At 69.8% G+C, this 22,284-nt stretch carries 25 protein-coding genes and 2 pseudogenes; 14 read left to right on the forward strand and 13 right to left on the reverse strand.

Annotation, left to right across the window (positions count from 1 at the left end; all coding sequences use genetic code 11):
* Positions 1–275 precede the first annotated feature (275 nt).
* The gene (locus EV278_RS12995) at positions 276–1,526 is read left to right on the forward strand and encodes a pyridoxal phosphate-dependent aminotransferase (RefSeq protein ID WP_132091853.1); all 1,251 of its coding nucleotides are present in this window, start codon (positions 276–278) and stop codon (positions 1,524–1,526) included.
* An 880-nt stretch (positions 1,527–2,406) separates the two neighbouring features.
* Here EV278_RS12995 and EV278_RS13000 read toward each other — a convergent pair.
* Together EV278_RS13000 and EV278_RS13005 are read right to left on the reverse strand one after the other, a co-directional pair.
* The gene (locus EV278_RS13000) at positions 2,407–3,042 is read right to left on the reverse strand and encodes a DsbA family protein (RefSeq protein WP_132091856.1); all 636 of its coding nucleotides are present in this window, start codon (positions 3,040–3,042) and stop codon (positions 2,407–2,409) included.
* 27 nt (positions 3,043–3,069) lie between these two features.
* Entirely contained in the window at positions 3,070–3,690 is a 621-nt protein-coding gene (locus tag EV278_RS13005) for an NAD(P)H-dependent oxidoreductase (protein ID WP_132091859.1), read from the reverse strand.
* A gap of 86 nt (positions 3,691–3,776) precedes the next feature.
* On the opposite strand from EV278_RS13005, the gene EV278_RS13010 reads away from it, so the two are divergent.
* A complete protein-coding gene (locus EV278_RS13010) occupies positions 3,777–4,154 on the forward strand; it encodes a helix-turn-helix domain-containing protein (protein WP_132091862.1) in 378 nt (125 codons plus the stop codon).
* Positions 4,155–4,311: 157 nt separating this feature from the next.
* Here the strand turns inward: EV278_RS13010 and EV278_RS13015 are convergent, their stop codons facing one another.
* Together EV278_RS13015 and EV278_RS13020 are read right to left on the reverse strand one after the other, a co-directional pair.
* On the reverse strand, positions 4,312–5,913 hold the full coding sequence (locus tag EV278_RS13015) for a peptide chain release factor 3 (protein ID WP_132091865.1): 1,602 nt from the start codon (positions 5,911–5,913) through the stop codon (positions 4,312–4,314).
* Between the two features lie 9 nt (positions 5,914–5,922).
* Positions 5,923–7,488, reverse strand: coding sequence for a hypothetical protein (locus EV278_RS13020; protein WP_132091868.1), 1,566 nt, complete (start codon positions 7,486–7,488; stop codon positions 5,923–5,925).
* Positions 7,489–7,722: 234 nt separating this feature from the next.
* Here EV278_RS13020 and EV278_RS24025 point away from each other — a divergent pair, with 234 nt between their 5' ends.
* Positions 7,723–7,869, forward strand: coding sequence for a hypothetical protein (locus EV278_RS24025; protein ID WP_165916631.1), 147 nt, complete (start codon positions 7,723–7,725; stop codon positions 7,867–7,869).
* A 60-nt stretch (positions 7,870–7,929) separates the two neighbouring features.
* On the opposite strand, the gene EV278_RS13025 is transcribed toward EV278_RS24025, so the two are convergent.
* Complete coding sequence (locus EV278_RS13025) at positions 7,930–8,310, reverse strand: hypothetical protein (RefSeq protein WP_132091870.1); 381 nt, start codon at positions 8,308–8,310, stop codon at positions 7,930–7,932.
* A gap of 260 nt (positions 8,311–8,570) precedes the next feature.
* Between EV278_RS13025 and EV278_RS13030 the strand changes: the two genes are divergently transcribed.
* Positions 8,571–9,266 (forward strand): 2OG-Fe dioxygenase family protein, encoded by a 696-nt coding sequence (locus EV278_RS13030; RefSeq protein WP_243692195.1) that lies wholly within the window; start codon positions 8,571–8,573, stop codon positions 9,264–9,266.
* Positions 9,267–9,268: 2 nt separating this feature from the next.
* Here EV278_RS13030 and EV278_RS13035 read toward each other — a convergent pair.
* Positions 9,269–9,390: pseudogene (locus EV278_RS13035) on the reverse strand (hypothetical protein); the annotation flags it as partial.
* Entirely contained in the window at positions 9,387–9,728 is a 342-nt protein-coding gene (locus tag EV278_RS13040) for a DUF1491 family protein (RefSeq protein WP_132091873.1), read from the reverse strand. The pseudogene EV278_RS13035 and the gene EV278_RS13040, both read right to left, overlap by 4 nt.
* A gap of 282 nt (positions 9,729–10,010) precedes the next feature.
* Here EV278_RS13040 and EV278_RS13045 point away from each other — a divergent pair, with 282 nt between their 5' ends.
* A complete protein-coding gene (locus tag EV278_RS13045) occupies positions 10,011–10,772 on the forward strand; it encodes a hypothetical protein (RefSeq protein ID WP_347812827.1) in 762 nt (253 codons plus the stop codon).
* Positions 10,773–10,910: 138 nt separating this feature from the next.
* Here EV278_RS13045 and EV278_RS13050 read toward each other — a convergent pair whose 3' ends face one another.
* Positions 10,911–12,668 (reverse strand): HAMP domain-containing sensor histidine kinase, encoded by a 1,758-nt coding sequence (locus EV278_RS13050; RefSeq protein WP_132091876.1) that lies wholly within the window; start codon positions 12,666–12,668, stop codon positions 10,911–10,913.
* 188 nt (positions 12,669–12,856) lie between these two features.
* Between EV278_RS13050 and EV278_RS13055 the strand changes: the two genes are divergently transcribed.
* From EV278_RS13055 to EV278_RS13065, 3 genes and pseudogenes are all read left to right on the forward strand, one after another.
* Positions 12,857–13,720, forward strand: coding sequence for a HAMP domain-containing sensor histidine kinase (locus EV278_RS13055; RefSeq protein ID WP_132091878.1), 864 nt, complete (start codon positions 12,857–12,859; stop codon positions 13,718–13,720).
* Positions 13,721–13,762: 42 nt separating this feature from the next.
* On the forward strand, positions 13,763–14,188 hold the full coding sequence (locus EV278_RS13060; RefSeq protein WP_132091881.1) for a SufE family protein: 426 nt from the start codon (positions 13,763–13,765) through the stop codon (positions 14,186–14,188).
* A pseudogene (locus tag EV278_RS13065) lies at positions 14,185–14,301 on the forward strand (hypothetical protein); the annotation flags it as partial. The gene EV278_RS13060 and the pseudogene EV278_RS13065, both read left to right, overlap by 4 nt.
* A gap of 9 nt (positions 14,302–14,310) precedes the next feature.
* Here EV278_RS13065 and EV278_RS24030 read toward each other — a convergent pair.
* The gene (locus EV278_RS24030) at positions 14,311–14,475 is read right to left on the reverse strand and encodes a hypothetical protein (RefSeq protein ID WP_165916632.1); all 165 of its coding nucleotides are present in this window, start codon (positions 14,473–14,475) and stop codon (positions 14,311–14,313) included.
* Between the two features lie 76 nt (positions 14,476–14,551).
* On the opposite strand from EV278_RS24030, the gene EV278_RS13070 reads away from it, so the two are divergent.
* The 5 genes from EV278_RS13070 to EV278_RS13090 all read left to right on the forward strand — a co-directional run bounded on the left by EV278_RS13070 (position 14,552) and on the right by EV278_RS13090 (position 17,615).
* On the forward strand, positions 14,552–15,490 hold the full coding sequence (locus tag EV278_RS13070) for a rhodanese-related sulfurtransferase (protein WP_132091884.1): 939 nt from the start codon (positions 14,552–14,554) through the stop codon (positions 15,488–15,490).
* A 41-nt stretch (positions 15,491–15,531) separates the two neighbouring features.
* Positions 15,532–15,831 carry a helix-turn-helix domain-containing protein gene (locus EV278_RS13075; protein WP_132091887.1) on the forward strand — a complete coding sequence of 100 codons (300 nt, stop codon included), beginning with the start codon at positions 15,532–15,534 and terminating at the stop codon, positions 15,829–15,831.
* Positions 15,832–15,928: 97 nt separating this feature from the next.
* Entirely contained in the window at positions 15,929–16,678 is a 750-nt protein-coding gene (locus EV278_RS13080) for a glucose 1-dehydrogenase (RefSeq protein ID WP_132091890.1), read from the forward strand.
* 81 nt (positions 16,679–16,759) lie between these two features.
* Positions 16,760–17,098, forward strand: coding sequence for a hypothetical protein (locus EV278_RS13085; RefSeq protein ID WP_132091893.1), 339 nt, complete (start codon positions 16,760–16,762; stop codon positions 17,096–17,098).
* 64 nt (positions 17,099–17,162) lie between these two features.
* Positions 17,163–17,615, forward strand: coding sequence for a PA2169 family four-helix-bundle protein (locus tag EV278_RS13090; RefSeq protein ID WP_132091896.1), 453 nt, complete (start codon positions 17,163–17,165; stop codon positions 17,613–17,615).
* Between the two features lie 80 nt (positions 17,616–17,695).
* On the opposite strand, the gene EV278_RS13095 is transcribed toward EV278_RS13090, so the two are convergent.
* The 3 genes from EV278_RS13095 to EV278_RS13105 form a co-directional block, all read right to left on the reverse strand.
* On the reverse strand, positions 17,696–18,406 hold the full coding sequence (locus EV278_RS13095) for a DUF6456 domain-containing protein (protein WP_132091899.1): 711 nt from the start codon (positions 18,404–18,406) through the stop codon (positions 17,696–17,698).
* Positions 18,403–18,789: a helix-turn-helix domain-containing protein gene (locus EV278_RS13100; protein ID WP_132091902.1), complete on the reverse strand. Its 387-nt coding sequence runs from the start codon at positions 18,787–18,789 to the stop codon at positions 18,403–18,405. The genes EV278_RS13095 and EV278_RS13100 overlap by 4 nt, the downstream gene beginning before the upstream one ends.
* Positions 18,790–18,928: 139 nt before the next feature.
* The gene (locus tag EV278_RS13105; protein WP_132091905.1) at positions 18,929–19,858 is read right to left on the reverse strand and encodes a sugar kinase; all 930 of its coding nucleotides are present in this window, start codon (positions 19,856–19,858) and stop codon (positions 18,929–18,931) included.
* 166 nt (positions 19,859–20,024) lie between these two features.
* Between EV278_RS13105 and EV278_RS13110 the strand changes: the two genes are divergently transcribed.
* Entirely contained in the window at positions 20,025–20,480 is a 456-nt protein-coding gene (locus EV278_RS13110; RefSeq protein WP_132091908.1) for a hypothetical protein, read from the forward strand.
* Between the two features lie 19 nt (positions 20,481–20,499).
* Here the strand turns inward: EV278_RS13110 and EV278_RS13115 are convergent, their stop codons facing one another.
* On the reverse strand, positions 20,500–22,272 hold the full coding sequence (locus EV278_RS13115; protein WP_132091911.1) for a DUF885 family protein: 1,773 nt from the start codon (positions 22,270–22,272) through the stop codon (positions 20,500–20,502).
* Positions 22,273–22,284 lie beyond the last annotated feature (12 nt).

The raw sequence follows: 22,284 nt of genomic DNA on the forward strand, positions 1-22,284 counted from the left end.
GATCCCGTGCCACTCCAGACGACCTTTCATCGCGGGGAAGCTCCCCGGCAGCGTCCGCCCGCGTTGATGCGCGGTCAAGTAGAATCGATCCTCGACAGCAACTCACACGCGCCAGCACGGCGAGCAGACGCCGACCTGATGGTCCCCGCCGCGGCGATCTCTGCCCAAGCAGCAGGCAATCGAACTCGGTGGTCGTTCTCGCCCCTTGCCCTCGACGGCGCGAGGGCTCGTGGTGGGCCCGCCCGCGCGGGCGGGGCAAGATCAGGGAGATGACCATGGACACGCCTCCGTCGAGCCGATCGGCGATCGGCCGCCGATCCCTCCTGCGGGCCGCGGCCCTGGCGGCCGCGGCGCCGATCCTGACCGAGGCCGCCCTGGCGCGCGCCGCCGCCGCCGATCCCGCCAAGCCCGGCGCCCCGCCCTCGGGCATGGCCCTGCACGGCCAGGGTCCGAACATTCCGCCGCCCGGCGCGGTGCTGATCAACGCCAACGAAAATCCGCTGGGCCCGTCCAAGGCCGCCTGCGAGGCGATCGCCCGCATGGCCCCGCTGGGCGGACGCTACGACCGCAACGGCGAGACCGAGCTGCTGGCCATGACCTTCGCCGCCCAGAACGGGCTGAAGGTCGAGAACGTGGCGGTCTATGCCGGCTCGTCCGAACCGCTGCACTACAGCGTGCTGGCCTTCACCTCGCCCGAGCGCAGCTTCGTCACCGCCGACCCGTCCTACGAGGCGGGCATGTACGCGGCCATGACCAGCAAGGCCAAGATCGTCAAGGTTCCCCTGGCCGCCGACTACGGCCACGACGTCAAGGCGATGGTCGCCGCCGACCCCAACGCCGGCGTCATCTACATCTGCAACCCCAACAATCCGACCGGCACGACCACCGCCAAGCAGGACATCGTCTGGGCGCTGGACAACAAGCCGGCCGGTTCGATCCTGCTGGTCGACGAGGCCTATATCCACCTGTCCGACGCCCAGGACGCCCTGGACCTGGTGGCGGCCGGCAAGGACCTGATCGTCCTGCGGACCTTCTCCAAGATCTACGGCATGGCCGGCATCCGCTGCGGCTTCGCGGTGGCCCGGCCCGACCTGCTGGCCAAGCTCAAGCCGTTCGGCCAGAACGCCATGCCGATCACCGGCTCGGCCGCCGCCCGCGCCTCGCTGGAAGACAAGGGCCTGGTCGCCGAGCGCAAGACGATCATCGGCGACACCCGCCGCGACACCCTGGCTTGGCTGAAGGCCAACAATTACAAGGTCATCGGCGCGCCCGAGACCAACTGCTTCATGATCGACACCGGCCGCGACGGCAAGTCGGTGATCGCCGCCATGAAGGCACGAGGCGTCTATATCGGCCGCACCTGGCCGATCTGGCCCAACGCCGTGCGGGTGTCGGTGGGGACGCCAGAGGAGATGGCCGCGTTTAAGACGGCGTTCAAGGCGGTGATGGACAGCAAGGCGGTGGCGCTCGAGACGCATGACCCGGGCGGGCATCGGGCTGACCTCGGATACCACGCGACCGCCTGAAGCCGCCGTCGCCAACACCGCACCCTGGGCTGGGGCCGTCAGGCGTCGTCGGGCGAGTCCGCTTTTCGTGGCGCTCCCGAGCGGCTCGCGGCGTAGGCGGCTTCCACCGCCTCCAGCCGCAGAAGTCGCCGGCGAATCTCGCGACGGACATAGTCGACGCTCGCGGGCGTGCGCCCGCTGTCGTCCACTCCAGTGCGTTCCCATTCCGCGCGCGGGCGGCGCGAGCAAGCGCGCGGGTCTTGGATCTGGGCATCGGGGTCTCCTCTCGGGCATGGCCTGGCCGCCTCACGCGGCGGGCCGCTGAAGGTGCGGGGAGGGTTGCGGAGCGCCGGGCCAGGCCCGGAAGCTTTTGAAGAAATACCGTTTCGACCAGGACCGACGCTCCGCGCGATCGTTATCCGGGAGCGTCCGGCGGTGGATCCTGTTCGGACCTCGCCGGTCTAAAGCCCCCGACGGGCGGGCCAGGCTTGCGTCGCCCGGTCCCGGACGCCTGCGTCACCGCAAGCCTGTCGCGCCCTTCGGCCCTCATCCAACGCCGTATCTGTGTTCCAGGCCCGGCCGGCACCAGATGGATGAGGTTTGGCGGCCCCTGACGAGACCGCCGCCGACGAGCGCGCCCGCTCGACCGCCCCCCAAGGCCGCGAAGGTCGCAGGCCTTAGCGCCCTCCCCATCGCCTTGAGGTGAGTTGATTATGCTGTGGCGCGAAAGGGGGAGGATAAGTGATTTTTAGGCGTTGAATTCGTTCAAGAAACACGCCGGGAGCGATGGGCGCAAGCCTTTCGGCGCAGCGCTGGCGTCCGCTTCTTGGCACGGCGACGATTTGGGCTTTCGCCCCTCAGCTGACGTTGCGCGCGCCTGCGGCGCCTGGCCAGATCGCTGTCAGGTGGAGGCGCGGGCCGCATCGCGGATGGCCAATGCAATCTCGTCTTCGCTGCGTCCCCCGTTGATGGCGATGCGCCCACCGAAGACGAAGTGAGGAACCGACCGCACCCCGGCCACCGTCGACCGTGCCGCCTCCTGCTCGACGAGTCGATGTTGTTCGCGATCAAGCGCGATCGCACGGGCTTCTTCGCGTTCGAACCCATGGGACACAGCGATATCGGCGAGGATATCAGCGTCAGAGATGTTCCTGGCTTCCAGAAAATGGGCGTCGGTGATCGCGACCGCGAGCCGGTGCTGCGTGCCTCGCGCACGGGCCGCGAGGATGAGCCCGTGCGCCGCCTGCGTCCTGTAGGTCCAGAGCTGGCGGCTGAGGTCGAGGTCAAGGCCGGACGCGCGGGCTTCCGCCTCGGGCCGGGCGAACGACGCCTTCGGATCCGTCACGCCATAGCGCGCGCGGAGAAGATCGGGAATGTAGAGGCCTTCCGTTGGCGCATCGGGGAGCAGAAGCACCGGGTGCTGGCGGATATCGACGTCCAGATCAGGGAAGCGTTCCGCCAGGACCTTGTCGAGACGGTGATGCCCGATAATGCACCAGGGGCAGGAGATCTCGGTGTAAAAATCGATTTGCAGCATGATGTGATCCCTCCGCTTTGCTCGCGGTTAGGCGGCCTTTTCCAGGACCGAGCGAACCTGGGCTTCGGTGGCGGCGATGGCGGCCTTGGCCGCCTCCGGCCCGAAGACGGTGCCCTCCACCTGGATGATTTCGATGTCGGTCAGGCCGATGAAGCCTAAGAGGTGGCGTAGATTGCCGGTCTGGAAATCAAAGGGCGCCCAGTCGCCTTCGGAGAAGACGCCGCCCGCGGCGGTGACGAGATAGACCTTCTTGCCGGTCAGCGTCCCCCGCGGCCGGCCGTCTTCGCCATAACCGAAGGTTACGCCAGGCCAGGTGATATGATCGAACCAGGCCTTCAGCTGCGAGGACGGGCCGAAATTGATCATGCCCGAACCCAGGACGATCACGTCGGCGGCCTTCACCTCATCGACGAGTTGCTGGGCGAGGGCGACAGCCTTGACCTGCTCGGGCGTGCGCGCCTCGGGGGGCGTGACGCGGCCGTGAATATAAGCCTCGGTGATGTGCGGCGGCGGGTTGGTCGCGAGGTCGCGGGTCAAAAGGACGCCGCCCAAGCGAGCCTTGAGGCCTTCGGCGATCTCGGCCGCGAAACGGGTGGACAGGCTCTCGGCGCCGCGAGGGCTGGACGTCACGAGGAGGATGCTGGTCATGATTGCTCCGACGGAAACAGGGCAGTAACTTCTTGTTACCGACACTATTAAGGTGACTGCCCAGTCGCCCGCAAGAAGGCACTCCGATGACCCTTAGTGACATTGATTTTCCTACCCCCGGCGAAGGGGACGACTGCCGGATGGTTCGGGAAATCCTTGATCTCGTCGGCGACAAGTGGACCCTGTACATCATCGCGACGCTCAAGGACGGGCCCGTGCGGTTCAATGAACTGCGGCGTCGGATCGACGGCATCTCGCAGCGGATGCTGACGATCAACCTGCGCGGGCTGGAACGTGACGGGCTGGTGAAGCGGACCTTGTTTCCGACTATTCCGCCGCGCGTCGATTACGAGCTGACGGCTGTAGGGCGCACGCTTCTCGCGCCCGTCATGGCGCTCGTGACCTGGGCGAACGCCAACCAGGAGAACATCAAAGGCGCTCGCGTCCGATACGACGCCAGCTAGTTGGTATCGCGGTATCACTTGTGCGGCTTTGGCGCGCGGTCGCGGGACGAAGGTAGATCGAAGGGCTGCTTCCCCCTCTTCCCAGACAAGTCATCAGTCCGCCGTCGGGCCTGACCTCGCTCCGCCGGCAGCCTCGCACGCCGGCGGCGAGCAGGCGTCAGCCCCGCTCCTTGGTCCGCTCGAACCGCACCTTGGGGTATCGCTCGGCCACATAGCCGATCTCCCAGCTGGACTTGCCCAGGAACACCGGCTGTTCGTCGATGTCGTGGGCCATGGCCGAACGGTGCTTGTTGGTGAAGTCCTCGACGTCGGCGCGCTCGCCGGCGATCCAGCGGGCCTCGGCGTAGGGCGCCGCCTCGAAGAGGCACTCCAGGGCGTATTCGTTGGCCAGACGGTCGGCCATGACCTCGAACTGCAGCTGGCCCACGGCGCCGACGATGAAGTCCGAGCTGCCGATCATCGGGCGGAACAGCTGGGTCACGCCCTCCTCGGCCAGGCCTTCCAGCGCCTTCTTCAGGTGCTTGGCCTTCAGCGGGTCCTTGACCCGCACGCGGCGCAGGATTTCCGGGGCGAAATTGGGCAGGCCGGCGAAGCGCAGGGTCCCGCTCTCCGACAGGCTGTCGCCCACCCGCAGCACGCCGTGGTTGGGAATGCCGATCACGTCGCCGGCGAAGGCGTCCTCGGCCAGTTCGCGGTCGCTGGCGAAGAACATGATCGGCGCGTTGACGCTCATGGCCTTGCCGGTGTTCTGGGCTTTCAGCTTCATGCCGCGCGTGAAGCGGCCGCTGGTCAGGCGCAGGAAGGCGATCCGGTCGCGGTGGTTGGGGTCCATATTGGCCTGGACCTTGAACACGAAGCCCGAGACTTCGCCGTCGCCGGGGGCCACGTGGGTATCGACGCCGGCCTTGCTGACCTTGGCCGGGTGCGGCGCGGGGGCGTAGCTGCCGATGCCGGCCAGCAGCTCGCTGACGCCGAAATGGCGCAGGGCCGAGCCGAAGAACACCGGCGTCATGTGGCCTTCCAGGAACGACTGCACGTCGAACGGCTTGGCGGCCTCGGACACCAGCAGGGCGCCCTCCTCCACCTCGGCCAGCTCCTCGGGGTCGAGGTACTGCACCACGGCGTTCGACTTCAGGGCCACCGGGTCGGGATGGCCTTCCTCGTCGGTCGAGCTCTTCTTGGCGTACGGGATGAACTTCTGGCCGCGCAGGTCCAGCATGCCCTTGAACCGCCCGCCCGAGCCGGCCGGCCAGTAGAGCGGGGCCGGATCCAGGGCCAGCTTGGACGACACCTCGTCCAGCAACTCGAACGGGTCCTGGGCCTCGCGGTCCATCTTGTTGATGAAGGTGATGATCGGGATGTCGCGCAGGCGGCAGACCTCGAACAGCTTCAGGGTCTGGGGCTCGATGCCCTTGGCGGCGTCCAGCACCATGATCGCCGCGTCGGCGGCTGTCAGGGTGCGGTAGGTGTCTTCCGAGAAGTCCTCGTGGCCCGGGGTGTCCAGCAAGTTGAACATCAGGCCGTCGTGGTCGAACGTCATGACACTGGCCGACACCGAGATGCCGCGCTCGCGCTCGATCTTCATCCAGTCGGACTGGGTGCGGCGGGCCTGGCCGCGGGCGCGCACCGCGCCGGCCGCGCGGATCGCCCCGCCGGCCAGCAGCAGGTTCTCGGTCAGGGTGGTCTTGCCGGCGTCGGGGTGGCTGATGATGGCGAAGGTGCGCCGACGGGCGGCCTCGAGGGCGAGGGAAGTGCTCATCCCCGGGGGTTAGCTTCCCGAGGCCGCCTTGTCACCCTCCGCCGACGCCTTGTCGGCGGACTTCGGCCCATCGGACGCCTCGTCGCCGGCCTTGGCGTCGATGGTCTTGAGCATGGCCTGGGCCGCCTCGACCTCGCCGCCGCCATGCGGATTGCTGGCCAGGGGCGTCAGCATGGCGCGAGCCGTGTCCAGGTCCTTGACCTGGATCAGGGCCCTGGCCGCGTCCAGGCGCAGGTGGCCGACCTGCGGCGCCAAGACCACGGCCCGGACGCGGATGTCGGCCATGGCTTCGGTCATCGGCTCCAGGCTGTGGGCCTCGGCATAGCCGTGCAGGGTCTCCGGATTGTCCGGATCGACCTTGAAGGCCCGCGCGAACAGCTTGCCGGCCTGGGCGAAGGCGGCGGCGCGCTGGGCCGGGTCGTCCGGCGCCGCGGCAAGCCGGCTTTCGCCCAGGGCCACCAGCGCGTCCTCGTCCTTGGGATCAGCGGCCAGCAGGTCGTCGAGGATCGCCTCGCCCGCCTTGCGGTCGCCGAACGCCGTCTCGGCCTTGGCCAGGACCAGCTGGCTGAAGCGGTCCTTCGGCCGCTTGGCGGCGGCCGCGCGGATGTCGGCCAGGGTCTCGGCCCGGTCGTCCTTGGGCACGCCCAGCTTCAGCCGCTGGCCCTCCAGGATCAGGTCGTCGGCGCCCGGCGGCAGATGGGTCACCGTCATCGCCGGTTCCAGCGGCCCCGTCCGCGGCAAGGCCCCTGCCGGGATCGGCCGGTTCATGTAGGTCTGCAGCTTGCGGCGCAGGCCCTCCGGATCGTCGCCATAGACGGCGTCCCAGGCCTTCACCGGGTCGTCGCCGTCGCGCACGGCTTTCAGATAGGCGCCCAGCTGCCTGTGCCGCGCCGGGTCGGACAGGATGTAGTGGGTCAGCAGCCAGGCCTGGGCGTAGTAGGCGTAGATGTCGCGTTCCTTCAGGGCGCCGGGACGCTTGCCCAGCACGTCCTCCATCGGGATCCATCCGCCCGGCTGGGTCAGGCTGTAGGCCCGTCCCCGATTGACGCCGCCCACCACCATCCGGGTCTTGGCCAGGTCGACGGTCATGTAATATTCGGCATAGCCCTCGACCAGCCAGGCCGGGTAGGCGCTGGGATAGTACTGCAGCATGAAGTGGTGCACGTATTCGTGCAGCACCGTGTCGTCGCCCTTGTTCTGGTCGAGCTCGTCGCCGTCGCGGATCGCCACCACGAAGACCTCGGGCACGGTCGACAGATAGACCCCGGCCATGCCCTCCTTGGCGCTGGGCAGCACCCGCTTCAGCTGGCCGAGATTGGAGACCAGATAGACCGGCAGCTTGCGGGGCGTGACCTCGTCCTTGGGCCGGCCGTGCAGGCGACGCAGCAGGGAGTCGAAGTCCTCCAGCATGGTGGCGTATTCGCGCACCGACCTCTCGCTGCGGCCATAGACCACGAAGTGGTCGCTCTCGGCCCGCAGCCACTCGGCTCTGGCCGGCGATCCAGCGGCCAGAAATGCCGCCGCCGCCAAACCCAACAGGACCTTGCGGCCTCCCCAAAGGCCCTTCCGGCGCATTATGCATCCCCCCACAACGTCGCGTTGAACATGCCGGGACGAAAGAGGCGAGGCAAGGCTGAAAGCCGTCCGCCGCCGGGCCGGCGCCAGCCCGCCGGGACTGCGACATCTCGCCCCATACCCGTCCTACGAATGGCCCGAAACGACCCTAGTCATTGTGGGGTTTTAGAGTCATGCTCAGGCTACTGCGGACCGTTCCCCGCCAGAGGGAAGGCCGCGAAAGAGGAAATGACAATGGCAATGGTCCACGAGCCGCGTCACAAGCGCGGCGCCTGCACCCCCCAAGGAAACGCCCTCTGCCTCGGCGTCGCGTTCGCCGGGCTGGTGATCGTGGCGATGATCCTGACCTGGCTGTTCAGCCTGGTCGGTCTGTTCCTTTAGGCCATCGAACGCTCCGAGCGGACGGCCTTCGCGGGAGCCCGTGGCCGCGCTGCGTGACGGTCAGGCCGCCAGGCGCCGCCAGACCTGGCGATCGGCCTCGACATTGCTCAGGGCGCCGGCCTTCTGGCGCTCGAACAGCGATCCCATGATCTCCAGGCTCAGCTGGGCGTAGCGCACCTGCACCTGGTCGACCAGGCAGCCGCGCGACGGCGCGATGAACAGCGCCGCGTTGACGTCCGGCGCCTTGGCGATGATCAGGGCCGCCAGGCGCTGGGCCTTCTCCAGGTCCTTGTGGTGCAGCAGCGGCTCGGCGGCGTACAGCTCCTGGCCCAGCTGGCCGACATAGCTCAGCGACACCTTGGCGAAACGCTCGCGGGTGAGCGGCGGGGCCAGTTCGGCCGCGTCGAGGCTGAGAACGACGTCGTTGAGCAGGAAGAGCATCGGAACCTTGCTGAGGCCTGGCGGCGGCTGCGGGGGAATCGGACGGCTGGAAAGTCGTTGCGTCACCCTGCCGCATCGAGCTTTCGCTCCGGTTTAGGAGCAGGGTTAACGGGGCGGGAAATGGGATTCCGGGTTAAAGGTCGGGACACGGAACAAGGCTTGGCGCGAGGGCCTTGGCGCCCCATCTGGAGACTTCGTCCCGCTGGAGGCCACGCTTGATCCACCCCGACCCCGCCTCGCCGGACAGCCTGACGCACGACATCGCCGCCGCCCTGGACGAGACAGGCTTTCGCCGGCTCGCCCCGGCGGAAACCGACCTCCTGCTCGGGGCGGACGCCGTGGCCGGCTGGCAAGCCTTCGCCGACAGCTGGAACGACCTGGGCCTGGACCGCTTCATGGCCGACGGCGGTCGCTATCGCCGGCGGCGCTTCGCGGCCTTCTCCGCCTCGCCCGCCGGGGTGGTCCGCAAGCCGCACCAGCCGCACTACCAGAGCCGCGACTACAACGGCTTGAACGGCGGCGTGCAGCGCTGGTTCGAGCCTGTGCTCGACACGGTGGCCGAGCATCCGGTGACGCAAGGGGTGCTCCGCGCCGGCCTGGCCCTGTTCCATCCCCTGACCGCCGATCCGCCGCGGGCCTGGCACGTGGAGCTGCACCAGTTCCGCATCGAGGCCGGCGACGGCGAGGCGGGCCTGCCCACGCCCGAGGGCGCGCACCGCGACGGGGTCGACTGGGTGATCGTCATGCTGGTCCACCGCCGCAACGTCGCCAGCGGCGTCACCGACATCTTCGCCAACGACGGCGCGCGGCTGGGCGCCTTCACCCTGGAGCGGCCCCGCGACGCGGTCGTCCTGGACGACCACCGCGTGATGCACGGGGTGACGGCGATCCATCCGCTCGAACCGGGCGCTCCCGCCCTGCGCGACGTGCTGGTGGCGACGTTCCGGCGGGAATAGCGGCGCCCTGCGTCCTTCGAGGCCCGCTGCGCGGGCGCCTCAGGATGAGGAGCTTTGCTGCTGCTGATTCCTCATCCTGAGGTGCGAGCCGCAGGCGAGCCTCGAAGGACGCACCGCGCCTCAGCCGTTCGGATCCGCCTCCACCGGCTCCGTCAGGAAATGCCGCCCCTCGCGGTCCTCGATCTCGACCACCCAGATGTCGGGATCGATCCGCGCGGCGCGTTCGGCGTAGGCGTCCAGGTCGGGCTCGAAATCCGAGCGGACCGGCTGCATCCAGAAGCGCTCGCCGTCGCCCCGGGTGGCCTCGCCATAGAGCCGGGCGGTGTTGGCGCGGCGGTCCACGGCCTTGACCAGCACCGCCCCCGCCCGCGGGTCGCCCTTGCGCGCCACCGTGGCGAAGGCCCCGCCCAGCTCGGCGCGTCGGATCAGCGCACCGACCCAGATATCCGTCGAAAGAAGCATCGCTAACCGAACCGCAACCTCGGCGCCGTAAGGCTGCCAGCTGAAACCGCTCTCGCAGAATACGAGATTATGACGTCGAGAAAGACCCCCGAGCGCGCCTGCGCGCGCCCGGATGTACATTGTAGAGCCTTTTCTTCCCTTTCGGGCATAGCCCGAAAGGGAAAGGCTCTACGGGTCGTGACGGCGCGGTGGCTGGGGATTTTCGTCGCGACCGTCGGGATCGGCGCGTCGAGCCAGGCCCATGCCGCCACCGCCGCCGACCAGCTCTACGAACGCACGCTGATGACCTCGGCCGACGCGCGCTGCCGGCTGTTCAAGCCCGCCGTGGGCTCGGCCCTGGACGCCGCCCGCGCCCAGGCGCGGGGCGCGACCCTGCGTTCGGGCGCCAGCGAGGTCCAGGTCCAGGCGCTGGAACAACGGGCCCGGGCCAAGGCCGGCGCGGCGACGTGCGGCTCCAAGGATCTGCAGACCGCCGCCGGCCGCGTGCGCCAGGCGTTCGACGGCTATTCGACCCTGCAGCGGATGAGCTATCCCGGCGATCGCGCCGCCTGGCAGGCCGACCGCTCGATCTCGGCCACCATCCCGATCTGGCGGCTGTCGCAGCCGGCCGGGTTCGGGCGCGACCGGCTGGTGTTCGGCCTGTCGGGACGCTCCAACGACCTGCTGGCCGTGGCCGCCTTCGCCGACGACGCCCAGCCCTATGCGGCCCGGCTGGTGCTGCGCGACACCCTGCGCACCCAGGGCCCCTATCTGAACGGCCGCAACGCCAAGGGCCTGGCCGCCAACGCCGCGCCCCGCAACGCCAGCCGGGTGTTCGCCGCCGAGACCCGCGACATGGCCCCCGTCACCCTGCTGCCGACCGGCGCCAAGACGGGCCTGTCGTTCCGCTTCCCTCGCGAAGCCTCCGATGCGATGGGCCGGCTGGACCCCCGCGAGGCGGCGACCATCGAGTTCCTGTTCACCAGCCGCAACGGCGTGGACGTGGTTCGGCGGGCCTATGTCGAGGTCGGCGACTTCGCGGCCGGCCGGGCGTTCCTGCGGTAGGCGCGCCGGGCTGCCCCCTGCGGGTCGCTTCGCGACCGTCTTCCCCCGGAGGGGGAAGAGCCTCCCGGGCAAGGCTCCGCCCCCTCCGGGGGCGGACAGACCGCGAAGCGGTCAGGTGGGGGCAAGTCGATAAACCACCTATCGCGGCGGCGCGAACTTCACGACGTTGGGGCCCAGTTCCGGCTCTTCCGGCGGCTCTTGCGCCGGTTCCAGCAGCGGCGGCTCCATCGCCGGGCGCGACGGCGCCAGCAGCACCGGCATGCGCACCGAGACGCTGGTCCCCGCGCCCAGGCGGCTTTCGATATTCATCTCGCCGCCGTGCAGCCTGGCGAAGGCGCGGACCAGCGACAGGCCCAGGCCCGTGCCCTTGGCCCGCTGGTCGACGCCGCCGGCCTGCTCGTAGGGACGGCCCAGACGTTCCAGGTCTTCGGGGGAAATGCCGACGCCGGTGTCGGTGACCACCAGCTCCAGCTGGCCGTCCCGCCCCTCGGCGGTGACCGTCACCTGGCCGCCGCGCGGCGTGAACTTCAGGGCGTTGGAGAGGAGGTTCAGCACGATCTGCTTCAGCGCCCGGCGATCGGCGTCGACCTCCAGCTCGCCCGGCGGCAGGACGCCGCGCAGCTGGACGCCGGCCGCGTCGGCCTGGACCCGCAGCAGGCGCATGGCCGCCGTCACCGCCTCGCGGGCGTCGAACTCCCCCCGCTGCAGCTCGAAGCGCTCGGCCTCGATCTTGGACATGTCGAGCACGTCGTTGATCAGGTCCAGCAGGTGGCCGCCCGACTCGTGGATCAGCTCGGCGTATTCGCCGTAGCGGTCGGTCAGCGGGCCGAACATCCGGGCGCGCATGATGTCGGAGAAGCCCATGATAGCGTTCAGCGGCGTCCGCAGCTCGTGGCTCATATTGGCCAGGAACCGGGCGCGGCCGGCGGCCAGGCCCTCAGCCTCGGCGCGAGCCTGGCGCAGGGCGGTTTCGCGGGCCCTGTCCAGCGTGGCGTCGCGCATCACGCCCACCAGCAGGTCGGGCGAGACCTGGCGCAGGTCCAGCCGGACGGTGCGGGTCGGGTCCAGCAGCGGGGCGAAGGCGACGCTGGCCTCGCCGGCGTCCAGGGCGGTCGCCAGGGCGGCGCTGAGCGTCTGGCGATCGCCGGCCACGGCGGCGCAAGCCAGGTCCTCGCCTGTCAGATTGGCGCTCGCCACGCCGCGCGGCGCCGCGCCGCGCACGGTCCGGACCCGGCCGTCGCTCGCCACGACCAGCAGCAGCTGCGGCGCGCCGTCGACCAGGGTCTGGAGGGTGTTCAGTTCGCCGACCTGGCGGGCGCCCTGCTCGCCGGCCCGGCGGTGGGTGAGGATCAGGCCCGAGGCCAGCCCCACCCCGACGGTGGCCACCGACAGGAAGCCCAGGATGAAGGCCAGCGGTCCCGTCGGCGCGGCCGGCGCCAGGCCCGACAGCTGGGTCAGGGCCGCCACCGCCCCGCCGATCAGCGCCAGGCTGGCGCCCTCGGCCAGGCGTCGCGGCGAAGACAGGATCGAGGCCGCCGCCACGGGGGCCAGGATCCAGGCGCTCATCGCGCCCGAGACGCCGCCGGTCACCACCGCCGCCCCCGCGCCGCAGGTGGCCCACAGGACCAGGATCAAGGATTGCAGGCGTTCGTCGCGCCGCTCGCCCACCGCCAAGGCGGCCAAGGCTGGAAGCGCGCCGGCCGCCAGGGCCAGCCAGACCGGAAGGCCGACGACCCCGGGCGTGAAGGCCGCCGCGCCCGTCGCGAAGATCACGGTCGTCAGCCAGCCCAGCCGCCACAGATGGGCCGCGCCGAAGCCGCCCGTCGAGGAAGTCCCCGAGAGCTGGACCTGACCCTGCCGGGGGCCGGTCTGGAGCGAGGCGCCGTCATTGGCCAAGGCCGCGAGAATCCCTTCCGGTGAGTCTTCGTCGTCAAAGCTTAACGCCGGTAGCCCTCTCCCCCAAGGCCGCACAATCGGCGGGCGATCGTTAACGCTGGCGCTTCTTGTGGACGGAAACGGATTCGTAAGCGCCTTGGTTCATCCTGGCGCATCGAAGTAACGGACAGAACGTCCGGGAGTCCCTGATGTCGCCACCGGCGATCACCGACGCGTCGGGCCATGCCGAGACGCCGCGCGAAAACAGCGGCGCCGACACCGGCCTGATGTCGCAGACCACCGCCTTCCGGCGGGCGGCGGCCCGCGCCCGCCGCAAGCAGGCGCTGGACGACCAGAAGCGCTCGTTCCTGCGCATGGTCAGCCACGAGCTGCGCACGCCGCTGAACGCGGTGATCGGCTTTTCCGAGATCCTGTCCTGCGAGCTGTACGGTCCCCTGGGCGCGCCGCAGTACAAGGAATACGCCGCCCTGGTGCATGAGAGCGGCCTGAAGCTGCTGCGCCTGGTCAACCAGATCGTCGAGATCGCCCGGCTGGAAGGCCATGTCACCGACCTGGACCTGGGCGAGGAGAACCTGGACGACGCGGTCGAGGACGTGATCCTGCAGCTGCGCGCCGAGGCCAACGCCCGCGGGGTCAGCATCGTCGCCCCCGAGGCCGGGACCCTGCCCAGCCTGCGGGCCGACGGCCGGGGCCTGCGCACCATCCTGACCAACCTGCTGCAGAACGCCCTCACCCATTCGCCGCAAGGCGGGCTGGTGGTGGTCGAGGCCCGGCAGGTCGGCGGCGGCCAGGTGGAGATCGAGATCCGCGATCATGGCGAGGGCGCCGATCCGGCCGACCTGCCGCGGCTGATCCGCCCGTTCGAACAGGGCGGCGCCACCCTGACACGGGCGTCCGAGGGCGCGGGCCTGGGCCTGCCGATCGTCGACCTGCTGGCCCGGGCGATGGACGGAAGCCTGCGGCTGAAATCGACGCCGGGCCACGGCTTCACCGCCATCGTCACCCTGCCCGACGCCACGGCGCGTCCCTCGACGGCCCGCGCTCGGTTCTAAGGGGCCTTTTCCTTTTGGCCTGGCCGCACTAAGTCCCGCGCCATGCAACGCCCCATCGACGCCGCCCTCGACGAACTGGCCGACGAGTTCGAACTGCTCGGCGACTGGGAAGAGCGCTATCGCTATGTGATCGAGCTGGGCAAGGACCTGGCCCCGCTCAGCGAGGCCGAGCACTCCGAAGCCAACAAGGTGCGCGGCTGCGCGAGCCAGGTGTGGCTGGTGACCGAGCCGCAGGCCGATGGCGCGATCACCTTCCGGGGCGACAGCGACGCCCACATCGTCAGCGGCCTGATCGCCATCCTGCTCCGGCTCTATTCCGGTCGATCAGCCAAGGACATCGTCGATTTCGATGCCGCAGCCGCCATGGCGCGGCTGGGCCTGTCGGAGGCGCTGTCGTCGCAGCGGTCGAACGGGCTGAAGGCGATGGTGGCGCGGATCCAGCGGGACGCCGCGGCGCTGGCGAGCTGACCGCCCCTGCGTCCTTCGAGGCGCGCTTACAGCGCGCACCTCAGGATGAGGAATTCAGCAACAACAACGCTCCTCATCCTGAGGCGCCCGCGCAGCGGGCCTCGAAGGACGCACGCGGCTGCCTAATGGAAGAACCCCGCCCGCGTCCCGATGAACCAGATGGCGATGACGATCAGCACCAGCTGGATCATCCAGTTGACCGGCGACGGAATGGGGCTGCGCTGGACCGTGTAGAGCGCCAGGCCAAGCAGGATCAGGGCGACGAGGACGACGATCAGGATGCTCATGCCGGTGTAACCACCACGCTTGCCGATAGTTCCAGTCAGGCTTGAGAACCAAGCCGCCAGGGCCTATTGCCCCGTCATGAGCTTCCGCGTCGCCGCCCTCTATCGCTTCACCACCTTCGCCGATCCGCTGACCATCATGCGGCCGCTGTCGAAGCTGTGCTGCGGCCTGGGCGTCAAGGGCACGCTGCTGCTGGCCCGCGAAGGGATCAACGGCACGATCGCCGGCGCGCCCGAGGCGATCGACCAGGTGCTGGACCACATCCGCGCCCTGCCCGGCTGCGACACCCTGGAGCTGAAGTTCGCCGACGCCGAGACCCTGCCGTTCCATCGGATGAAGGTGCGGATCAAGCGCGAGATCGTCACCCTCGGCGCCGGCGACCTGGACCCCGCCCACAACGCCGGGACCTATGTCGAGCCCGCCGACTGGAACGCCCTGATCGCCCGCGACGACGTGGTGGTGATCGACACCCGCAACGCCTACGAGGCGGCGATCGGCACGTTCGAGGGCGCGATCGATCCCCGGACCGCCAGCTTCAGCGCGTTCCCGGCCTGGTTCCGGGCCTTCCGCCAGACCTGGGACCCGGCCGCGCCCCCGCCCAAGGTGGCGATGTTCTGCACCGGCGGCATCCGCTGCGAAAAGTCGACGGCCTTCCTGAAGCGCGAGGGCGTCGAAGAGGTCTTCCACCTGAAGGGCGGGATCCTGAACTATCTGGAGACCACGCCGGCCGAGCAGAGCCTGTGGCGCGGCGAGTGCTTCGTGTTCGACGAGCGGGTGGCGGTCGGCCATGGCCTGGCGCCGGGAACCCACGCCCTGTGCCGGGGCTGCCGCAGGCCGGTCAGCCCGCAGGACCGCGCCTCGGAGCACTATGTCGAGGGCGTCTCCTGCCCGGCCTGCCACGACGCCCGCGACGACGATGCCAGGGCCCGCTACGCCGAGCGGCAGAAGCAGGCGAGCCGGGCCCGGGAACTGGGCATCGCCCATGTGGGGGCGGTGATGCCGCCACGCGAACCCTAGCGCCCGTCCGCGACATTGCGCCGGGGCGGGGCCGCCGTCATATGTCGGATATGACCGAACCGGCCGTCACCCTGTCCGAACGGCAGACCGCCCTGATCGCCAAGGCCCTGGCCGAGCCGCGCCGGCTGCAGATCCTCAAGGAAATCGGGGCCAGCAGCGACCCGACGCCCTGCGGCTGCATCGCCCAGACGCTTCCCATCACCGCCGCCACCCTGTCGCACCACATGAAGGAACTGGAGGGCGCGGGCCTGATCCGCATCGCCCGCGAAGGCAAGTTCGCCTTTCTGATCCTTCAGCGCGACGTGCTGAACGCCTATCTGGCCCAGCTCGCCGAAATCTGAAGCCGCCGGCGCTTTTCGTCAGGCGCCGCGCCTTGAATCGCTTCGATGATCATCTAACTATCGAAGTGTCGCCACGAGGCGGCATGGAGACAATTCGATGAGCAAGCTTTCAGGTAAGACCGCCGTCGTGACCGGCGCGTCCAAAGGGATCGGCGCCGACATCGCCAGAGGCCTGGCGCGCGAAGGCGCCGCGGTGGTGGTCAACTACGCGTCCAGCCGCGAAGGGGCCGACAAGGTGGTCGCGCAGATCGTCGCCGGCGGCGGCAAGGCGGTCGCCGTCCGGGCCGACGTGTCCAAACCCGACGACATCACCCGGCTGTTCGCCGAGGCCAAGGCGGCCTTCGGGACGATCGACATCCTGGTCAACAACGCCGGCGTCTATCAGTTCGCCGCGCTGGACGCGGTGACCGCCGACGAGTTCCACCGCCAGTTCGACATCAACGTCCTGGGCCTGCTGCTGGCCACCCAGGAGGCCGCCCGCCACTTCGGTCCGGACGGCGGCAGCGTGATCAACATCAGCTCGGCCGTGACCGCCCTGACCATACCGGAAAGCTCCATCTACACCGCCACCAAGGCGTCGGTGGACTCGATCACCCGGGTGCTGGCCAAGGAGCTGGGACCGCGCAAGATCCGCGTCAACGCCATCAATCCCGGGGTCGTCGAGACCGAGGGCGTGCACGACATGGGCATTCTGGGCACCGACTTCGAAGCCGCCCTGGTGTCCCAGACCCCGCTGGGCCGCACCGGCCAGCCGGGCGACATCACGCCGGTGGCGGTGTTCCTGGCCTCGGCCGACGCCGCCTGGGTGACGGGCGAGACCATCGTCGTCTCCGGCGGCCTGCGCTAGCCGCGCCGAGCGCGCGGGGCGGCGGGATCAACCCCGCCGCCCCGGCGTTATCGAGGCTCCAACCTCTGACGGAGCCTTCCCATGGCCGCCTATGACGCTTCCTACGGCACGCCCGCCCAAGCGCGGCAGGGCCTGCTGTCCACGCTCTCCGACAAGGTCTCGGGCCTGTTCCAGAAGGCCCCGGCCGATCCCTACGCGGTCACGCCGCCGGCCGACTACGCGCTGAGGCCCGACGCCCAGGGCAAGATCACCCTGGCGGGCCGCAAGGTGCCGGTCGCCCTGGCCGTGCTCGGGGCCGGCGCCGTGGCCGTGCTGCTGCTCAATCGCCGCACGCGCGGCCCGGCCATCGCCGCGGCCACCACCGCCTGGAGCTTCCTGGGCAGCAAGCTGCCGATCCGCACGCACTGGAGGCCTCGCTGAAGCCCCGCTTCGAACCTTTCGCGGCCGGCCCGCGTTAGGCCGGTCCCCCTTCATGGAGAGCGCCATGCCTCACACCAACGAAGACCATATCAAGCTCGTCAACAGCCTGGTCGAGACCACCATCGACAGCGCTGACGGCTATGCCGAAGCCGCCAAGGACGCCGAGGGCGCCCGCTACAAGACCCTGTTCGAGCAGCGCGCCCAGGAGCGCCGGACGATCGCCTCCGAGCTGCAGGACGAGGTCCGCCGGCTAGGCGGCGAGGCCAAGGACGACGGCACCATCCTGGCCGCCGCCCACCGCGCCTTCCTGAACCTGAAGGACGCCGTGACCAAGGGCGACGAGGCCGTCGTCAACGAGGTCGAGTCCGGCGAGGACTACATCAAGGCCAAGTTCGAAAAGGCCCTGCAGGACACCGATGTTGAGCCCCAGACCCGCGCCGCGATCGAACGCGCCTGGACCTCGGTCAAGTCCGGCCACGACCAGATGCGCGACATCAAGCACATGCTGAAGCATTAGCGACCGACCTGGGGGACACACACTCGCGGCAAGGCCCTGGCCAATAGGCCGAGCGCCGAGGGCGAGTGTGCGTCCCCTCCTCAAACCATCCGGTAGTGCATCGCCAGCCGCTGCAGCGCCAGTTTCAGCACGGTCTTGCCCGCCCGCCGCGGCAGGCCCAGTTCGCGTTCGGCGACCTGCAGGGCGGTCTCGGCCAGGCACACCCGTTCCAGGATTTCACGCAGGCCCGGCCCCACCGCCGCCAGGGCCGCGGCGATCCGGTCCTTGGCCGCCCGGGCCCGCAAGGCCGGCTCCAGGCCCTGTCCGCCGCCCTCGCCGCGCGGCTGGGCGTCCCAGTTCATGGTCAGGCGGCCCACCGTGCCGGCCTTCTGGAAGTCTTCGCGCAGCCGTTCACCGGCCATGACCTCCACGTCCTCCAGCCCACCGCGCCGGGCCAGCCAGGCCAGGGGCGACTCGCCCAGATTGGCCTTGAGCACCACGTGCTGGCTGCTGCCCTCGATCACCACCCGCTCGCCCTCGATCACCCCCGGACGACCGGGCGGCGGGCTTGGCGGCGTCAGCGGCTTGACCAGTCGCCAGCCGCCCTCGCGGCGCGAGGCCAGGGCGCCGTCGCGGACCAGCACGCGGAAGGCGGCCTCGTCCACGGTCAGCATGGCCCGCCGCCGCGGCCCGAAGCGGACCACATAGCCCAGGCCCTTGACCTCGATCAGCGCTCCGGGCCGCCGCAGCAGCCGCTCGGCGCGGGCGGCCAGGTGCTCGGCCCGCAGCGCCTGCTCGAACGCGCCGCTCACCGGTCGCCTCCCAGCTCGGTCAGCTCAGGAATGGCGTCGGGCGCCTGCTTGATGCACGCCTCCAGCACGCTCATCCGGGCGTCGAAGTCGGCGTTCTCGCGCATGTCCTCGATACGATGGCAGGCGTAGCCGCAGGTGGTGCGGTCGCGGTTGAACGCGAAGGCCACCCGGATCAGCGGCCAGTTGAAATTGACGTGCGCCAGGTAGATGGCGATCTGCCGGGCCCGCGCCGCCGCCTTGCTGGTGCGCTTGGCCGACGCGATGTCGGCCGGCGCGATCCCGGTGGCCAGGGCCACGGCGTGGGTGATGAACGCGGCCGTCAGTCGGTCGCGGCGCGGGTCGGGCGAGATCGCCCACAGATCCTCGAGAGCTTGAGCCAGCATCGGCTTCCCCTGCGAACGGCGTCCCCGTGACACCTTCGACCCAGAGTCTAGGTCGATATTCCGGCAGTGAGGATAACTTTCCTATTACGCGCGTCTAGTAGGAATATAAACCTTTGATTGCGTTGAGCCCGACTACTCTCTATCCCCGCGACCAAACGGGCATCGACGCCTCCGGAATGATCGCGCCCTTGCACCCGACCACCGCCGCGGCCAGGTCGTGGCCGCGCGAGACAGCGGTCTCGACGGGCAGGCCGGCCAGGCGCGAGGACAGGTAGGCGGCGTTGAAACTGTCGCCCGCGCCGGTGGTGTCCAGCGCCCTGACCCGGGCCGGCGCGGGCGTCGCGATCCGCCCCTCGGGGGTATGGACGTTGACCGCGTGACTCTCGTCGCGCGCCACCACCTCGGCCCCAAACCCGGTTCCCGGGGCGGCCCATTCGGCGGCCAGGTCCTCGGCCTCGCGACCGTACAGCGGCCGGCTGTCCTCGCTGCTCAGCGAGACGTAGCGGCAGGCGGGCACCACGCCGTCCAGCGCCTCGCGCGCCGCCTCGGGCGAGGCCCACAGGGCCGGGCGGTAGTTGAAGTCCAGGGCCACGGCCACGCCCAGGGAATGGACATAGGCCAGGATGTCCTTCAGCCGCGCCCGGCCGATGTCGCCGATCACCGCCAGGGTGACGCCGGACAGATAGACCAGGTCGCTGGCCTTGGCGGCGGCGATCAGCTGGTCGGCGGTGTGCTGCGAGAACAGGTCGCGGATCGGAGCCCGCTCGCGCCAGTAGTGGAACTTCCGCTCGCCGGTCTCGTCCAGCACGATGGCGTAGAGGCCCGGCAGGCGGTTCTCGGCCTCGCGCACCAGACGGGTGTCCAGCCCCTCGCGGCGCATGGCGGCCAGGGCCCCGTCGCTGAATGGATCGCCCTTGCCCAGGGCCGTGCAGTAGGCGACGTCGTCGCCCAGTCGCGCCAGGTAGACGGCGGTGTTGAAGGTGTCGCCGGCGAACCCCATCCGGTGCAGCCCCTCGCCCTCCGGCGACAGCTCGACCATGCATTCGCCCAGGACGGTGATGCGCGCCATGTGGTGGAGTCCCCTCGTTTAGGAGGGGTGATAGGCGGTTTCGAGAAGAGCTTCCAGGCGGCCGGTCACCGCCAGAGCCGGTTTCGCCTGGAAGGCTGAATCGATGTTTCCTGCATCCCCTCTGCAAGCCGGCCGCCTAGGATGACTGCCTCAGGAGCGCGATCGCATGAAGGTCAACCGCATCATCGGCCTCGCCGTCGCCTGCGCCGGTCTGCTGGCGGGGTGCGACGACGTGGCGATGTCGCAAGCTGACCTGGCCTTCGACACGGCGCTGACGGCGGCGCTGGCTAAAGACAGGCCCATCGACCTCGTCCTGCTGGAAAAAGGCGATTGGTCTCAGGTCTGCGCGGTCGGCGAAGATCGACCGTCGTCGATGTTTCCGGGCGGACATCCCCGTCCTGGAGAAACCGCGTTCGACACCTTGATGGACCCCGCCTTCCTGTCCGCCGGCCAAGCCGGCGGCGGCGCCCTGGCCTTCGCCTACCCCGACGGGGTGGAAGTTCGTCCACTATCGGGCCTGCCGATCAACATGGGCTCGGCGATCAACCGCTGCGTCCCACGCGAGGCTGCCGTCCTGGTTGACACGCCCGACGCGGGCTGGCGTTTTCGCGGCCATCCGTAGGTACGGCTAAAGCGGGCCCCTACCCCTTCTTCCGATCCGCGATCCACGCGTCGATCTTCGCCTCCAGCACCGCCAGCGGCAGCGAGCCGTTCAGCAGCACCGCATCGTGGAAGGCGCGCTCGTCGAACCTGTCGCCCAGCGCCGCCTCCGCCCGATGGCGCAGCTCCAGGATCTTCAGCTCGCCCACCTTGTAGGCCAGGGCCTGGCCGGGCCAGGAGACGTAGCGGGCCACCTCGACGTCGATATTGGTCGGCGACAGGGCGGTGTTGTCGAGGAAGCAGGCCTTGGCCTGGTCGATCGTCCAGTGCTTGGCGTGGATGCCGGTGTCGGCCACCAGCCGGCAGGCGCGCCACATCTCGTAGGACAGCCGGCCGAACAGCTCGTAGGGGTCGCGATAGAGCCCCATCTCCTCGCCCAGCCACTCGGAATAGAGGCCCCAGCCCTCGCCATAGGCGTTGAAGTAGATGGTCTTGCGGAAGTCCGGGACGCCGGTCTGCTCCTGGGCCAGCGAGGTCTGGATGTGATGGCCGGGCGCGCCCTCGTGCAGCACCAGGGCCGGCAGCTCGTACAGCGGCCGCTGGTCCAGGGCCGAGGTGTTGATCATCAGCCCGCCGGCCCGGCCGGTCTTGGGATCGCCGCCGAAATAGCGGCCGGTGGTGTAGCCCTGCTCGATGCTGGCCGGCACCGGCCGCACGCCGTAGGTCAGACGCGGCAGGGTCCCGAAATGGGCGGGCAACTGGTCGTCGGCCCGCTTGGCGATCTCGCTGGCCTTTTCCAGCAGCTGCTGGCGGCTGGTGGCGTAGAAGCGCGGGTCCTTGCGCAGGAAGGCGATGAAGGCCGGCAGGTCGCCCTGAAAGCCGGCCTGCTTCATCACGACCTCCATTCGGGCCCGGATGCGGGCCACCTCCGACTGGCCCAGGGCGTGGACTTGGTCGGCGGTCAGGGTCGTGGTGGTGTGACGGCGCACCAGGAAGGCGTAGTAGCGCTGGCCGTCGGGCAGGTCCGACACCGCCAGGCTCCTGGCGGCGTGCGGGAGGTATTCGGTCTCCATGAAGGTCACGAAACCGGCGCGGGCCGGGGCGACCTTGTCGGTCACCACCTTCGTCCCCTCGGCCAGCAGGGCGGCCTTGCGCTCGACGGGGATGGCGGCCGGCAGGTTGCGCAGCGGGGCGAGCAGCGGCTCGTCGGCCAGGGGCGTGGCGGCCGTGCGGCGGGCGCGGTCGAGCACCGCCTGGGCCGTCGGGACGGCCTGGACGAAGCCGGTCGCCACCCCGCGCCGGGCGTTGGCGATATTGGCGGCGTACCAGTCGGGCGTCTGGGCCAGCAGGGCGATCCACTGCCTGGCCTCGGCCTCGGACTTCAGCCGCATGCCGTTGGCGCGGTACAGCAGGATGACGTCGAAGCCGCCGTCGGTGCTGAACGGCATCCGGGCCTCGTCGAACGCCAGGCCCTCCAGCCGCTCGTCCAGACTCCATTTCAGGATGGCGTGGGTCAGCCGCTGGTTCGCCGTCAGGGCGGACAGGTCGACGCCGTCCAGCGACTGGCGGGCCGAGGTCAGCAGGGCCTTGCGGTCGGCGTCGGCCTTGGGCCCGACCGGCGGAAATCGGAAGCGCGAGGCGTCGTCGGCCCCGCCCTCCCCGTCGTCCTCGCCCGCGCCGGACGCCTCGTAGGCCTTCACGGCCTGGGCCAGGCGGTCGGACGCGCTCGCGGCGCCGGTCTTGGGCGTCGCGGCCACGGCGGCGCCGTTCAGGGCCAGGGCGATGGCGAGGCCCAGAAGGACGCGTTTGGACATCGGAAACTCCGC

The organism is Caulobacter sp. BK020 (assembly GCF_004342605.1).
Taxonomy (GTDB): Bacteria; Pseudomonadota; Alphaproteobacteria; order Caulobacterales; family Caulobacteraceae; genus Caulobacter.

Excerpts from the sequence above, each read along its gene's own strand:
- EV278_RS12995 (WP_132091853.1), top strand. The coding sequence starts at position 276 with ATGGACACGCCTCCGTCGAGCCGATCGGCGATCGGCCGCCGATCCCTC.
- EV278_RS13000 (WP_132091856.1), bottom strand. The coding sequence starts at position 3,042 with ATGCTGCAAATCGATTTTTACACCGAGATCTCCTGCCCCTGGTGCATT.
- EV278_RS13005 (WP_132091859.1), bottom strand. The coding sequence starts at position 3,690 with ATGACCAGCATCCTCCTCGTGACGTCCAGCCCTCGCGGCGCCGAGAGC.
- EV278_RS13010 (WP_132091862.1), top strand. The coding sequence starts at position 3,777 with ATGACCCTTAGTGACATTGATTTTCCTACCCCCGGCGAAGGGGACGAC.
- EV278_RS13015 (WP_132091865.1), bottom strand. The coding sequence starts at position 5,913 with ATGAGCACTTCCCTCGCCCTCGAGGCCGCCCGTCGGCGCACCTTCGCC.
- EV278_RS13020 (WP_132091868.1), bottom strand. The coding sequence starts at position 7,488 with ATGCGCCGGAAGGGCCTTTGGGGAGGCCGCAAGGTCCTGTTGGGTTTG.
- EV278_RS24025 (WP_165916631.1), top strand. The coding sequence starts at position 7,723 with ATGGCAATGGTCCACGAGCCGCGTCACAAGCGCGGCGCCTGCACCCCC.
- EV278_RS13025 (WP_132091870.1), bottom strand. The coding sequence starts at position 8,310 with ATGCTCTTCCTGCTCAACGACGTCGTTCTCAGCCTCGACGCGGCCGAA.
- EV278_RS13040 (WP_132091873.1), bottom strand. The coding sequence starts at position 9,728 with ATGCTTCTTTCGACGGATATCTGGGTCGGTGCGCTGATCCGACGCGCC.
- EV278_RS13045 (WP_347812827.1), top strand. The coding sequence starts at position 10,011 with ATGACCTCGGCCGACGCGCGCTGCCGGCTGTTCAAGCCCGCCGTGGGC.
- EV278_RS13055 (WP_132091878.1), top strand. The coding sequence starts at position 12,857 with ATGTCGCCACCGGCGATCACCGACGCGTCGGGCCATGCCGAGACGCCG.
- EV278_RS13060 (WP_132091881.1), top strand. The coding sequence starts at position 13,763 with ATGCAACGCCCCATCGACGCCGCCCTCGACGAACTGGCCGACGAGTTC.
- EV278_RS24030 (WP_165916632.1), bottom strand. The coding sequence starts at position 14,475 with ATGAGCATCCTGATCGTCGTCCTCGTCGCCCTGATCCTGCTTGGCCTG.
- EV278_RS13070 (WP_132091884.1), top strand. The coding sequence starts at position 14,552 with ATGAGCTTCCGCGTCGCCGCCCTCTATCGCTTCACCACCTTCGCCGAT.
- EV278_RS13075 (WP_132091887.1), top strand. The coding sequence starts at position 15,532 with ATGTCGGATATGACCGAACCGGCCGTCACCCTGTCCGAACGGCAGACC.
- EV278_RS13080 (WP_132091890.1), top strand. The coding sequence starts at position 15,929 with ATGAGCAAGCTTTCAGGTAAGACCGCCGTCGTGACCGGCGCGTCCAAA.
- EV278_RS13085 (WP_132091893.1), top strand. The coding sequence starts at position 16,760 with ATGGCCGCCTATGACGCTTCCTACGGCACGCCCGCCCAAGCGCGGCAG.
- EV278_RS13090 (WP_132091896.1), top strand. The coding sequence starts at position 17,163 with ATGCCTCACACCAACGAAGACCATATCAAGCTCGTCAACAGCCTGGTC.
- EV278_RS13100 (WP_132091902.1), bottom strand. The coding sequence starts at position 18,789 with ATGCTGGCTCAAGCTCTCGAGGATCTGTGGGCGATCTCGCCCGACCCG.
- EV278_RS13105 (WP_132091905.1), bottom strand. The coding sequence starts at position 19,858 with ATGGCGCGCATCACCGTCCTGGGCGAATGCATGGTCGAGCTGTCGCCG.
- EV278_RS13110 (WP_132091908.1), top strand. The coding sequence starts at position 20,025 with ATGAAGGTCAACCGCATCATCGGCCTCGCCGTCGCCTGCGCCGGTCTG.
- EV278_RS13115 (WP_132091911.1), bottom strand. The coding sequence starts at position 22,272 with ATGTCCAAACGCGTCCTTCTGGGCCTCGCCATCGCCCTGGCCCTGAAC.